At 73.6% G+C, this 12,943-nt stretch carries 11 protein-coding genes; 5 read left to right on the forward strand and 6 right to left on the reverse strand.

Annotation, left to right across the window (positions count from 1 at the left end):
- Nucleotides 1-120: 120 nt before the first annotated feature.
- From FHS87_RS11015 to FHS87_RS11030, 4 genes are all read left to right on the forward strand, one after another.
- Nucleotides 121-1,296 carry an acetyl-CoA C-acetyltransferase gene (locus FHS87_RS11015; protein ID WP_184517824.1) on the forward strand — a complete coding sequence of 392 codons (1,176 nt, stop codon included), beginning with the start codon at nucleotides 121-123 and terminating at the stop codon, nucleotides 1,294-1,296.
- Between the two features lie 133 nt (nucleotides 1,297-1,429).
- Nucleotides 1,430-2,635: a 5-aminolevulinate synthase gene (gene hemA / locus FHS87_RS11020; protein ID WP_184517827.1), complete on the forward strand. Its 1,206-nt coding sequence runs from the start codon at nucleotides 1,430-1,432 to the stop codon at nucleotides 2,633-2,635.
- A 178-nt stretch (nucleotides 2,636-2,813) separates the two neighbouring features.
- Nucleotides 2,814-3,887 carry a S1C family serine protease gene (locus tag FHS87_RS11025; protein ID WP_184517829.1) on the forward strand — a complete coding sequence of 358 codons (1,074 nt, stop codon included), beginning with the start codon at nucleotides 2,814-2,816 and terminating at the stop codon, nucleotides 3,885-3,887.
- Nucleotides 3,888-4,108: 221 nt separating this feature from the next.
- On the forward strand, nucleotides 4,109-5,389 hold the full coding sequence (locus tag FHS87_RS11030; RefSeq protein WP_184517832.1) for a hypothetical protein: 1,281 nt from the start codon (nucleotides 4,109-4,111) through the stop codon (nucleotides 5,387-5,389).
- 39 nt (nucleotides 5,390-5,428) lie between these two features.
- Here the strand turns inward: FHS87_RS11030 and polA are convergent, their stop codons facing one another.
- The 4 genes from polA to dnaQ all read right to left on the reverse strand — a co-directional run bounded on the left by polA (nucleotide 5,429) and on the right by dnaQ (nucleotide 9,891).
- Nucleotides 5,429-8,257 (reverse strand): DNA polymerase I, encoded by a 2,829-nt coding sequence (gene polA / locus FHS87_RS11035; RefSeq protein WP_184517835.1) that lies wholly within the window; start codon nucleotides 8,255-8,257, stop codon nucleotides 5,429-5,431.
- 83 nt (nucleotides 8,258-8,340) lie between these two features.
- Nucleotides 8,341-8,562 carry a zinc-finger domain-containing protein gene (locus FHS87_RS11040; protein ID WP_184517838.1) on the reverse strand — a complete coding sequence of 74 codons (222 nt, stop codon included), beginning with the start codon at nucleotides 8,560-8,562 and terminating at the stop codon, nucleotides 8,341-8,343.
- Nucleotides 8,563-8,648: 86 nt separating this feature from the next.
- Entirely contained in the window at nucleotides 8,649-9,146 is a 498-nt protein-coding gene (locus FHS87_RS11045; RefSeq protein ID WP_184517841.1) for a GFA family protein, read from the reverse strand.
- A 52-nt stretch (nucleotides 9,147-9,198) separates the two neighbouring features.
- Nucleotides 9,199-9,891 (reverse strand): DNA polymerase III subunit epsilon, encoded by a 693-nt coding sequence (gene dnaQ / locus FHS87_RS11050; RefSeq protein WP_184517844.1) that lies wholly within the window; start codon nucleotides 9,889-9,891, stop codon nucleotides 9,199-9,201.
- 212 nt (nucleotides 9,892-10,103) lie between these two features.
- Between dnaQ and FHS87_RS11055 the strand changes: the two genes are divergently transcribed.
- The gene (locus FHS87_RS11055; protein WP_184517846.1) at nucleotides 10,104-11,102 is read left to right on the forward strand and encodes a Bug family tripartite tricarboxylate transporter substrate binding protein; all 999 of its coding nucleotides are present in this window, start codon (nucleotides 10,104-10,106) and stop codon (nucleotides 11,100-11,102) included.
- Between the two features lie 346 nt (nucleotides 11,103-11,448).
- Here FHS87_RS11055 and coaE read toward each other — a convergent pair whose 3' ends face one another.
- Both coaE and FHS87_RS11065 read right to left on the reverse strand, forming a co-directional pair.
- The gene (gene coaE / locus FHS87_RS11060; protein ID WP_184517849.1) at nucleotides 11,449-12,045 is read right to left on the reverse strand and encodes a dephospho-CoA kinase; all 597 of its coding nucleotides are present in this window, start codon (nucleotides 12,043-12,045) and stop codon (nucleotides 11,449-11,451) included.
- A gap of 24 nt (nucleotides 12,046-12,069) precedes the next feature.
- Nucleotides 12,070-12,936, reverse strand: a complete 867-nt coding sequence (locus FHS87_RS11065) for a shikimate dehydrogenase (protein WP_184518249.1) — start codon at nucleotides 12,934-12,936, stop codon at nucleotides 12,070-12,072.
- Nucleotides 12,937-12,943: the final 7 nt, after the last annotated feature.

Here is a 12,943-nt window from a genome sequence, read left to right on the forward strand (position 1 = left end):
CCGGGATCCTGAAGCGGGGCTTCTCCGGGCCGGGGGCCGGCCACACATTGGATGGCGAGTTGCGCATCACGCGCCCCGCGCGCAGCATCGCTCTCAAGCAAACGCCAGAGGACCGGCTCCATGGAAGACATCGTCATCGCCTCCGCCGCGCGCACCCCGGTGGGCAGCTTCAACGGCGCCTTCTCCTCCCTGCCCGCGCACCAGCTCGGCGCCATCGCCATCAAGGCGGCGCTGGAGCGGGCGGGCGTCTCGGCCGAGGAGGTGGACGAGGTGATCCTCGGGCAGGTCCTCGCCGCCGGCGCCGGGCAGAACCCCGCCCGCCAGGCCTCGGTCCTCGCCGGCATCCCGGTGGAGCGCACGGCCTTCGGGATCAACCAGCTCTGCGGCTCCGGCCTGCGCTCGGTGGCGCTGGCGGCCCAGCAGATCGCGACGGGGGATGCGAGCATCGTCCTCGCCGGCGGGCAGGAGAGCATGACCCAGGCGCCCCACGCGGCCGGGCTCCGCGCGGGGCAGAAGATGGGCGACCTCGCCATGGTCGACACCATGATCAAGGACGGTCTGTGGGACGCCTTCCACGGCTATCACATGGGCAACACCGCCGAGAACGTGGCCGAGAAGTTCCAGATCACCCGCGAGCAGCAGGACGAGTTCGCCGCCGCCTCCCAGCGCAAGGCGGGCGAGGCGATGAAGTCCGGCCGCTTCCGCGAGGAGATCACGCCCGTGACCGTGAAGGGCCGCAAGGGCGACACGGTGGTGGAGAACGACGAGTACCCCAAGCCGGAGACGACGCTGGAGATCCTCCAGAAGCTCCGCCCCGCCTTCTCCAAGACCGGCTCGGTCACCGCCGGCAACGCCTCCGGCATCAATGACGGCGCGGCGGCGATCCTGGTGATGCGCGGCTCGGAGGCCGCCAAGCGCGGCGTCACCCCCCTCGCCCGCATCGTCTCCTGGGCGACGGCGGGGGTGGACCCCTCCATCATGGGCACCGGCCCCATCCCGGCCTCGCGCAAGGCGCTGCAGAAGGCGGGCTGGAACATCCAGGACCTCGACGTGATCGAGGCGAACGAGGCCTTCGCCGCCCAGGCCTGCGCGGTGAACAAGGATCTCGGCTGGGATCCGTCCAAGGTGAACGTCAATGGCGGCGCCATCGCGCTCGGCCATCCGATCGGCGCCTCGGGCGCGCGGGTGCTGACCACCCTGCTCTACGAGATGAAGCGCCAGGGCGCGAAGAAGGGCCTCGCCACCCTCTGCATCGGCGGTGGCATGGGCGTGGCCATGTGCGTCGAGGCCGCCTGAACGGGGAAGGGCCGGGGGTTCGCCCCCGGCCCTCCGGATCACGCCGGGAATTGATCGAGATCATTGATTCCCGGCCGCGCGGGCCCTAACCCCCTCGGCGAAACACGGTTGCCGCCCCCATATGAACGCCACCATGCCCGACTACGACGCCCTGCTCTCCGGCCATCTCGACGCGCTGCGCGCCGAGGGCCGCTACCGCCACTTCCTGACGCTCCAACGCCAGGCCGGGGCCTTCCCCAGGGCGCTCCGCGCGGACGGACGGCCGGTGACGGTGTGGTGCAGCAACGACTATCTCGGCATGGGCCAGCACGCGAAGGTGCAGGAGGCCATGATCGCCGCCATCCGCGAGGACGGCTGCGGCGCGGGCGGCACGCGCAACATCTCGGGCACCGGGCGGCACCACGTGGCGCTGGAGGCGGAACTCGCCTCGCTCCACGGCAAGGAGGCGGCGCTCGTCTTCAACTCGGGCTTCACGGCGAACGAGGCGGCGCTCTCCACCCTCGCCACCCTGCTCGGCGCGACCATCCTCTCGGATGCCGACAACCACGCCTCGATGATCGCGGGCATCCGCAACGGGCGCGGGCCGAAGCGCATCTTCCGCCACAACGACGTGGCGCATCTGGCCGAGCTGCTGGCCGGGCTTCCGCCCGAGGCGCCGAAGGTGGTCGCCTTCGAATCCGTCTACTCCATGGACGGCGACATCGCCCCCATCCGCGCCATCGCCGATCTCGCCCGCCGCCACGGCGCCCTGACCTATATCGACGAGGTCCATGCCGTCGGCCTCTACGGCCCCGGCGGCGCGGGCGTGGCCGCGCGGGACGGGGTGGAGATCGACGTGGTCGAGGGCACGCTGGGCAAGGCCTATGGCGTGGGCGGCGGCTACGTCTCCGGCAGCCGGGTGCTGATCGACGCCATCCGCTCCTTCGCGCCGGGCTTCATCTTCTCCACCACCGTCACCCCCGCGGTGGCGGCGGGCGCGCTGGCGAGCGTGCGGCACCTCCGCGCCTCGGACACGGAGCGCGCCGCCCATCAGGAGCGCGCCCGCGCCACCCGAGCCGCCCTGCGCGGCGAGGGCCTGCCGGTGCTGGAGGCGCCGAGCCACATCGTGCCCGTGATGGTGAACGACGCCGTCCTCTGCCGGCAGGCGAGCGAGATGCTGCTGGAGGAGCACGGGGTCTACATCCAGCCCATCAACTTCCCCACCGTGCCGCGCGGGCTGGAGCGCCTTCGCATCACCCCGACGCCGCTGCACGGGGACGCGGACATCGCCCATCTCGCGGGGGCGATGTCGGCGGTGTGGGACCGGCTGGGGCTGGCGCGGCAGAAGCGGGCGGCCTGAGACGGGCGTTCTGAGGCGGGGGGCGCTCGCGCCTCAGCACGCCACCCGCGCCCGCAGCACGCCACCGGCCCGCGGTCCCGGTTGTAGGCCGGGTTCACCGCGTGCCGGACATCAAGGGCGATGGTCGAGGCCCGGGGCGGATTGACCTTTGCCCCGCGCCCGCACAGATCGGCGTACCATGCGCGCTCCCCTCCTCGCCTCCATCCTCCTCCTCTCCGCGCCGGCCTTGGCCCAGGCGCCGGCCCCCAGCGCTCCCCCCAACGCCCCTCCCAGTGCCACGGCGGCGGAGGAGGGCTTCCGCATCCTCAACCGCACGGGGCAGGAGGCCTCGGCCCTGCATGCCGTACGGAGCGGGCGGCCGGACTGGGGCAACAACCTCCTGCCCCGCCCCCTCCCGGCGGATGCGGGCTATCGCCTGCGCCCCAACCCCCAGGCCGGCTGCCGCTTCGACGTGAAGCTCGTGCTGGCCGACGGGCGCGAGGCGGTGCGGCGGGACCAGGACATCTGCGCGGGGCGGGAGATCGCGCTCGATGCGGGCACGGTGGTCGCGGCCGGCGCCGCCGCGCGCCCCTCGCCCGAGCGGCCCACCGCGCCCGGCGCCCTGCCGCGCCCGGGCGCGCGGGCCGCCACCGGCACGGGCTTCCTCGTGGCCGGGGAGCGGGTGCTGACCAACCGCCACGTCGTCGATGGCTGCGACCGCGTGCTCGTCCGCGCGCCGGACGGGCGCAACCACGCGGCCGTGCCGCCCGCCCGCACGGATGCGACGCTCGACCTCGCCCTGCTCGCCGTGCCCGGCCTCAGCGGCCCCGTCCTCTCCTTCCGCCAGGACCCGCCGCTGCGGCGCGGGGAGGGGGTGGTGGCCTATGGCTTCCCCCTCACCGGCCTCCTGTCCTCCGACGCGAAGCTGACGCGCGGCGAGGTGAACGGGCTGGCCGGGCTGCGCGACAATCAGGACCAGATCCAGATCAGCGCCCCCGTGCAGCCCGGTAATTCCGGCGGGCCGCTGCTGGACATGCAGGGCCATGTCGTCGGCGTCGTCGTGTCGAAGCTGAACGCCCAGGCGGTGGCGGGCCGCACCGGCGACATCGCGCAGAACATCAACTTCGCGGTGAAGGGCGAGCGCGCGGCCGCCTTCCTGCGCGCGGCGGGCGTGACCCCGGCCGCGGCCCGGAGCACGGGGCCGGAGCGCAGCACGGCGGATGTGGGCGAGATCGCGGAGAGGGCCACCGTTTTCATCCGCTGCGAGAAGTAGCGAGGGAGGTCCTGCGCGGGGCACCCGCCCGCACCGGCGCCACCTTCCCGCCCCTGGCGCGTTCAGAGGCGAGGCCAGCGCCACTCCAGCTGGCCGTCCATCCGGCGCAGGAGCACGACGTGGACCAGGCCCTGGCGGCCGGAGCCGCCCCCCCGTTCGGGTTGCAAGCCTCCCCCGGCCAGGCTTTCGAGCATGCGGGCCGACAACAGGCGCGGAAAACGGTGCTGGAGGCCCTGGCGGCGGGCTGGCTCGCGGTGGTCGTCGGCGAGGAGGGGGCGGGCAAGACCCTGCTGCTGCGGGACCTGGAGCGCCAGCTCCGCGCCGGCGGCCTCAAGGTCCGGCTCGGCGGGCCGGGCGATGCGATCGACCCCGTGGGGCCCGACACCGTGCGCCTGGTGGACGACGCCGACATGCTCGACGACGCCGCGCTCCGCAGCCTCGCCCTGGCCGGCGGCGTGACGGTGCTCGCCGTCCTGCCGCAATCGGCGGGGCGCGCGATGGGCTTGCCGGTCCGGACCGCCCTCGCGCGGCTGCTGCCGCTCACCCCCGAGGAGGTGGGGGAGTTCGTCTCCGCCACCCTGACGGTGGCGGGCCGCCCGGCGGACCTCTTCAGCGAGCGGGCGGTCGCCGCCCTGGCCTCCTTCTCGGAGGGCCTGCCAGGTTCCCTGTCGGCGCTGTGCCAGGCCTCGATGCTCCGTGCCCGGCGGGAAGGGGCACCGCAGGTGGGGGCCCGGCACGTCGTGCTGGCGGCCCAGGCCCTGCGCTCGGGCGGCGGAGCGGAGAACATCACCGAGGAGGATGCCGCGCCGCGGGCTTTCGCGGTGCCCCGGCCGGACATGCGGCGCTGGCTCCGGCCGGCCCTCCTCGCCCTGCCGGTCCTCCTCGTCCTGGCCCTGCTGGGTTGGTCCCTGTCCGGAGGCCGCCCGCCAGCCTCCGGTGAGGAGCGGCCGGCCGTGGCCGCGGGCGGAGTCCTGGCGCCTGTCGCGCCGCCCAGGGAACCCCCGGTCGCGACCGCGCCGGCCGCCCCGGTCCGACCCGTCCCGGTCCGGCCTGCCCCCGCCCCGGACGCCGCCCTGGACCCTCCTCGTGCTGGGAGGGCCAGCCCCCCCGCCGACTTCGCGCCCCGTGCCGAGCGGGCAGCGCCGCGGCCGGAAGCGGCGGAGCCCGGGACGTTCCGCGGGAGCACCTTCAACGTGACGCTCGCCCGCGGCGGCGGTCTCCGGCTGACGGTCACGCGCTCCGGCCCTGCCGATGCGGTGATGGTGCGGTTCCAGGCCTATGGCGGGCTGATCGGCGCGGGGCAGCTCGCCGGTCGCCTCACCCGCGATGGCCAGCTCACCGCCTCCGGCACGCTGATGATGGGCCAGAACCCGTTCACCACGGAGCTGGAGGGCACGATCTCGGGCGATCGCCTGACCGGCTCGGTCCGCTACATCAGGGCCGCGGCACCCGGCGCGCAGCCGAGCAGCACCCGCGGCACCTTCCGGCTCGCCCGCGACTGAGCCGGAGAGCGCCGGAAGGCGAGGCGCGTCCCAGAGGCGTCAGTGCGCCTCGGCCCAGGAATGGCCCGTGCCGATCTCCACCGCGAGCGGCACGGCGAGGGTGGCGACGCCCTCCATCACCTCCCGCACCACCGGCTTGGTGCTCTCCACCTCCGCTTCCGGCACCTCGAAGAGCAGCTCGTCATGCACCTGCAGGAGCATGCGGGCGGAGAGCCCGGCCTCGCGGAGCGCGGCGGGCAGGCGCACCATGGCGCGCTTGATGATCTCGGCCGCCCCGCCCTGGAAGGGGGCGTTGATCGCCGCGCGCTCGGCATTGCCGCGGCGGGACTGGTCGCGCGCCCCGATCTCGGGGATCCAGAGCTTCCGGCCGAAGGGGGTGAGGACGTAGCCGTTGGTGCGGGCGTCCTCCTTGAAGCGCTCCATCGCGTCGCGGATGCCGGGATACTGGGCGAAATAGGCGTCGATGATCCCGCGCGCCTCCGCGGGGCCGATGCCCAGCCGGCCGGCGAGGCCGAAGGCGGACATGCCGTAGATGATGCCAAAGTTGATCGTCTTCGCCCGGCGCCGGGCCTCGCGGTCCACCTTGTCCGGCGGGATGCGGAAGATGTCGGCGGCCGTGCGGGCGTGGATGTCCTGCCCCGTCGTGAAGGCCTCCAGCAGGCTCGGCACCCTCGCGACATGGGCGAGCAGCCGCAGCTCGATCTGCGAGTAGTCGGCGGCGAGCAGCAGGTTTCCGCTCTCCGCCACGAAGGCGCGGCGGATGCGCGCGCCCTCCTCCGTGCGGATCGGGATGTTCTGCAGGTTCGGCTCGGTGGAGGAGAGGCGGCCGGTGCTGGTGATGGCCATGGAGAAGTCGGTGTGCACGCGGCCATCGGCGGCGAGCTGCGCCTGCAGCCCCTCCACATAGGTCGAGTTCAGCTTTGAGAGCTGGCGCCAGTCGAGCACCTTGCGCGGCAGCGGGTGGCCGGTGGAGGCGGCCAGCTCCTCCAGCGTCGCGGCATCGGTGGAGTAGGCGCCGGACTTGCCCTTCTTGCCGCCCTGAAGGCCGAGCTTGCCGAAGAGGACCTCGCCGAGCTGCTTGGGCGAGCCCACCGCGAAGGGCTCCCCCGCGATCTCGTGGATCTCCTTCTCAAGCGCGGCCATGCGCTCGGTGAACTCGGCGCCCGTCTGCTTCAGCGCGGGGCCGTCCACCTTCACCCCCGCCATCTCCATGTCGCGCAGCACGGTGATCATCCGGCGCTCGACATTCTCGTAGAGGGCGAGGGCCTTCGCCTCGCGCAGCTTCGGGCGCAGCGCGTGCCAGAGGCGCAGCGTCACATCCGCGTCCTCGGCGGCATAGGCGGTGGCCTGGTCGAGCGGGACCTGGGCGAAGGGCTTGCGCCCGCGGCCGGTGCCCGTGACCTCGTCATAGGTGATCGGCTGGTGGGAGAGGTGGCGGCGGGAGAGCTCGTCCATGCCGTGCCCGTGGCGGCCGGCATCCATGCTGTAGGAGATCATCATGGTGTCATCCACCGGCGACACCTCCAGCCCCCCGTTCGGCTCCCGGTTCAGCACCTCCAGGTCGTATTTCGCGTTGTGCAGCACCTTCAGCACGGAGGGGTCGGCCAGCAGCGGGCGCAGCACCTCCATCGCCGCGTCGAAGGGGAGCTGCGCGGGGGCGGGGGTGAGCATGTCCACCCCCTCGTGCCGCAGGGGCAGGTAGGCCGCGCGGCCGGGCGCGACCGCCATGCAGATGCCGACGAGCGAGGCGTTCAGCGCGTCGAGGCTCGTCGTCTCCGTGTCCAGCGCCATCACCCCCGCCTCGCGCGCGGCCGCGGCGAAGGCGTGCAGGGCGTCGATGGTGGTGATCGTCTCATAGGGGCCGAAGGGCGCGCCCTCGGCCGGCAGGGTGAGCGCGGCCGGCGCCGGGGCGGGGCCGGCGGGGCGGGACTTCGGCACCTCGCCCGTGGCGTCCAGCCCCAGCCGGTGCTGCACGCTGCGGAAGCCGTGCAGCTTCAGGAAGGCCTGGAGCTTGCCCGCATCCGGGGCGCGGGTGGCCAGCTCCTCCATCGGGCAGGGGAAGGGGGCGTTGCGGTCCAGCTCCACCAGCCGGCGGGAGATGCGCGCCTTCTCCGCGTTCTCCTCCAGCGCCTGGCGGCGCTTGGGCTGCTTGATCTCGGAGAGGCGGGAGAGAAGCGTCTCCACGTCCCCGAACTGCTCGATCAGCCCGGCGGCGGTCTTGATCCCGATGCCGGGGACGCCGGGGACGTTGTCGGTGGAATCGCCGGCGAGCGCCTGCACCTCCACCACCTTCTCCGGCGGCACGCCGAACTTCTCCATCACCTCGGCGGCGTGGATCGGCTTCTGCTTGATGGGGTCCAGCATGCGGATGCGGTCATCCACGAGCTGCATCATGTCCTTGTCGGAGGAGACGATCGTCACCTGCCCGCCGTCCCGCGCGAAGGCGGTGGCATAGGTGGCGATGAGGTCGTCGGCCTCGTAGCCGTCCAGCTCCAGCCGGGCGACGTGGAAGGCGTCGGTCGCCTCGCGGATGAGGCCGAACTGCGGGGCCAGCTCGGGCGGGGCCTCCGGGCGCTGGGCCTTGTATTCGGGGTAGAACTCGGTGCGGAAGGTGGAGCGCGAGGCGTCGAACACCACCGCGATATGGCTGCCCGCGTGCTTGGAGAGGAAGTTCGCCAGCATCTGGGTGAAGCCGAAGACGGCGTTCACCGGCACGCCCGCCGGATTGGTCATGGGCGGCAGGGCGTGGAAGGCGCGGAAGATGTAGCCGGAGCCGTCCACGAGGATGAGGTGGCGCTCGGTGTTCACCTCGGCGGTGACGGCGTCATCGGCGGGCGCCTTGTCGAGGGCCTCGTCGGCGTTTGGCATGGGCGTCCCCGTCCGCCGGGGCGCGCGCCCCGGAACTGGAAAAACTGGGTGGTGTCCGGGGGAGGGTGCTCTCCCCCGGCCTCTCAGTGGTGGTCGTCGTCCCCCGCCCCGGGGGCGAGGTGGTAGGTGCGGGAGCAGTAGGGGCAGGTGATCTCGTCCCCCTCGACCCGCAGCCAGATCAGGGGATGGCCGCCGAGGCCGCCGCCGTCGCAGGGAACGTGGCGGGAGGTGACCTGGATCACCTCCTGCGCCGTCACGCCCTCGACGCGGTTGGGGGTGTAGCCGGTGAAGTCAGGGTCGCGCATCGGGGCCTTGGGCTGCTCTGGGGATGTGCCCGCAAGATAGGGGCGGGGCGGCCATCCGGCCAGGGCAGGGCTTCAGGGGCGGGGCTTCAGCCGCCCTGATGCCGGCCGCCCGCCCGGGGCGCGTCGAAGACCACGGGCCGGGTCGGCGTGCCGTCATTCGTCATGGCGTGCTCGTCATAGGCGGGGATGCCGGCGGGCAGGAGGGTGTCGTGCCGCGCGGCGCCGATGAAGATGTGCTTCGCGTTCTCCGGCGTGATGGCGAACCAGCCGGGATCGTCGAAGGTGCCTGCAAGGACGCCACAGGAGGTCGGGAAGCGCTCGAAGGTCATGAAGATCTTCGTGCCGCAGGCCGCGCAGAAATGGATGTGGACGATCTTGCCGCTGCCCGCCGAGCGGTGGTCGTAGACCGCGGGTCTGCCCGCGGTGACGCGGATGTCCTCCCGCCGGAAGATTGGCTCGACCATGTAGGCCGTGCCCGTGGCGCGCTGGCAGAAGCGGCAGTGGCAGGTGGTGACGCGCAGCGGCTCGGCCAGGGCCTCGTAGCGCAGGGCCCCGCAGAGGCAGCCGCCGGGATGGACGCTCATGGCTCGCCTCCCCAACTCGTCGCGGGAGCCTAGGGGAGGCGGGCGGCGCCTGTCATCCTCCGTCCAGCGCCGCCCAGACGGGGTCCTTCAGCTTCGCCACGAAGGCCGCGTGGCGCTCCAGCTCCTCCGGGGAGGGGGCGATGGGGCGAGGGGTGCGCGGGGCGGCGGGGCCGGAGGCGGCGAGCAGGGGGCCGCGCCCGCCGATGCTCGACGCCAGCGCCAGGCCGGGCTGCTTGCCGCCCATCAGCTCGAGATAGACCTGGCCGAGGAGCTGCACGTCGAGCAGCGCGTTGTGGGTGGTGCGGGCCGAGAGGTCGATGCCGAAGCGGCGGCAGAGCGCGTCGAGGCTGTTGGGCAGGCCGGGGAAGCGCTTCTTCGCCATCGCCAGCGTGTCCACCATGCGGCTGCGCGGGATGCGCGGGGTGCCGCAGCGGTCGAACTCGTGGTCGAGGAAGTTGAAGTCGAAGGGCGCGTTGTGGGCGATGACGGGATCCTCGCCCAGGAAACCCAGCAGCTCCGGCAGGATCTCGGCGAAGAGCGGCTTGTCCACGAGGTCGGCGGCGGTGAAGCCGTGGACCTTCGAGGCCTCGGGCGGGATGTCGCGCTGGGGGTTGATGAGGCGGTGGAAGGACCGGCCGGTGGGCATGAGGTTCACCACCTCGATCGCGGCCACCTCCAGCACGCGGTCGCCCGTCGCGGGATCAAGGCCGGTGGTCTCGGTGTCGAGGATGAGGGCGCGGGTCATGGGCGCAGGATAGGCGATCCGGGGCCGCGGCCCCAGGGGTAGCGAGGCCGGTAGCGAGGCCGGTGGTGAGGCACCGGCGGCCGTGGGGCCGCGCGCGCGGGAGGGCGGGGAGGCGGGCGCGGCGGGCCGGGATTGGACGGGCCGGCGGGTGCTCGTTACGTCTCCCCCCAAGCCGCTCTGAAGGAGCGGCAGCGATTCGAGGAGACTTCCGCATGACTTCCCTCCCAACCGCCGCGGGAACCACCGGCCGCCGCGCGCTGCTCGGCGCCGCGGGTCTCGCCCTGGCCGCCCCCCGCCTCGCCCGCGCCCAGGCCTGGCCGGCGCGCGCCGTCACCCTCGTCGTTGGCTTCCCGCCGGGCGGGCAGACCGACTTCGCCGCCCGCATCGTGCAGAACGGCATGTCCGCCGCGCTCGGCGTGCCCGTGGTGGTGGAGAACCGGGGCGGCGCGGGCGGCAATATCGGCACGGAATACGTGCTGCGCGCGCGGCCGGACGGCTACACGCTGCTGGCGGCGAACAGCAGCGCCATGGCAATCAATCCCCACACCTTCCCGGGGATGACGATCAACCCGCTCGACCTCGTCTCGGTCGGGCTGGCGCTGCAGAGCGCCCTCGTCCTCTGCGTCCACCCCTCCGTGCCGGCGCGCACGGCGCCGGAGCTGGTCGCCTGGATCAAGGCGCAGAACGGCCCGGTGCAGTACGGCACGCCGGCCGCCGGCAGCATGTCCCACTGCGCGATGGAGCTGTTCCGTGACCGCGTGGGCAACCCGGCGATGCAGGACATCCCCTATCGCGGCAGCGGGCCGGCGATGCAGGACTTCATCGCCGGGCGCTTCAGCGCGATGTTCGACGCCGCCTCGGTCGTCGCCCCCTTCGTAAAGGCGGGGCAGGTGCGCGCCATCGCCGTCACCGGCAAGGAGCGGGTGCCGGCCTTCCCCGACGTGGCGACGGTGGGGGAGCAGGGCCTGAACGACCTCATCATCACGAGCTGGATCGGCATCTCCGCGCCCAAGGGCACGCCGGCCGAGGTGGTTCAGCGGGTCAACGCGGCGCTGAACCAGGCGCTCAGCGACCCCGCCGTGCGCGAGCGCATCTCGGGCCAGGGCGACGAGCCCGGGGGCAGCACGCCCGAGGCCTTCGACACGCTGGTGCGCGGGGACCACGCGCGCTGGGGCCGGGTGGTGAAGGAGAAGAACATCGTCGCGGGCTGAGCGGCGCGGCGGGCTTTGGGGGAGCTGGGGCGGGGGCCGGGCAGGACTGCCCGGCCCCCGCCGCAGCCCCGCCAACCCGGGTTCCTCCTGGGAGCCCCGGACAGGCGGGAGGCCGGTCGGATCAGTCGCGGCCGGTCACGGGCACGCGGATCGAGGAGTGATCCAGGGCCACCCGCGCCGCGACATTGGCCGCCGTCAGGCCGGCCAGGACGATCAGGAACATGGTCGTAAGCACTGTCTTAACCCTTTGTTTTCCCTCATCCGAGGGTGACAGAGAGGTGGTGACGGGGGGCCCTCCGGGCCAGTCGCGCCCGCGCATGGCTGGCCCCTGCCGGGCGCTTGCCCATCAGCCTTGATGCGCCACCAGCCGCCGCACGGCGCGCTGCGCGTGGTGGCGGGAGAGGCCGGTATGGACGAGGTGGTCCGCCCGGCGTCGCCGCAGGCTGTCCGGCACCTGGCGGGCGAGAATGGCGCGCAGCCGCTCCTCCGTCATGCCGCGCCGGCGGAGCACGCGGGTGCGCTGGGTGGCGGCGGGCGCGGTGACGACGATCACCTTGTCCACCCGGCGCTCGCCCCCGGTCTCGAAGAGGAGCGGGACGTCCAGCACCGCCAGCCGCGCGCCGCGGCGCCGGGCGGCGGCGAGGAAGCGGCGCTCCTCCCGCCGCACGAGGGGGTGGACGATCGCCTCCAGCCGGTTGAGGGCGGCGTCATGGCCGATCACGGCGCGGCGCAGCGCCTCCCGGTCCACCGCCGGGCCGCGCGGCGTCCCGCGCGTGGTGCCGGGAAAGGCGGCCTCGATCGGGCGCACGGCGGCACCGCCCGGGCCCTGCAGCCGGTGCACGGCGGCGTCCGCGTCGAAGACGGGGATGCGGAGGCGGCGGAAGGTGTTGGCGGCGGTGGACTTGCCCATGCCGATCCCGCCGGTGAGCCCCCAAACCCTCATGCGGTGACCCTCATGCGGTGACCCTCATGCGGCCGTCCTCGGGATGTCGGAGGCGACGAAGGCGCGCAGTTCCGCATCCACCGCGGGCATGGTGCCGAACCAGGCCTGGAAGCCGCGGCGGCCCTGGTGCAGCAGCATCCCCAGCCCGTCCACCGCGGCTAGGCCCCGGGCGCGGGCGGCGGCCAGCAGCGGCGTCTCCAGCGGGACATAGACGATGTCCGCCACCACGGCCGAGGCGGGCAGGGGGGCGAGGTCGAGGGTGAGGGGGGGCTGGCCCTGCATGCCCTGGCTCGTGGTGTTCACCAGCAGCGCCGCACCCTCCAGCGGCGGGGCGGCGGCGACCTCCACGCGGTAGCCATGGGCGGAGAGCTCGGCCGCCAGGGCCTCGGCGCGCGCCGGGCTGCGGTTGACGAGGGTGAGGCGGGGGCAGCCGGCCAGGAGCAGCGCGTGGGCCACGGCGCGGGCGCCGCCCCCGGCACCGAGCACCACGGCCGGCCCGGCCTCCGCGCGCCACTCCGGCACTCCCTCCCGGATGCTCTCCAGGAAGCCCCAGCCATCGGTGTTCCAGCCCTCGATGCGCCCGTCCTCGTGGAAGACGAGCGTGTTCACGGCCCCGATGCGGCGGGCGCCTTCTTCCAGCAGATCGCAGGCGGCCAGCGCCGTCTCCTTGTGCGGAATGGTCACGTTGGCGCCGCGGAAGCCGAGATCGGCGAGCGCGCGAATGGCGCCCGCGAAGCGTTCCGGCCGGACGGGGAGGGGGATGTAGGCGCCGTCGATCCCGTGCCGCTCCAGCCAGTAGCCGTGCAGGCGCGGGGAGCGGGAATGGCCCACGGGCCAGCCGAGGATGCCCGCGGTGAGGGTCTTGCCGGTGAGGGTGCGGGGGGACGCCATAGGACCG

It is taken from the genome of Muricoccus pecuniae, from assembly GCF_014199205.1.
Classification (GTDB): domain Bacteria; phylum Pseudomonadota; class Alphaproteobacteria; order Acetobacterales; family Acetobacteraceae; genus Roseomonas; species Roseomonas pecuniae.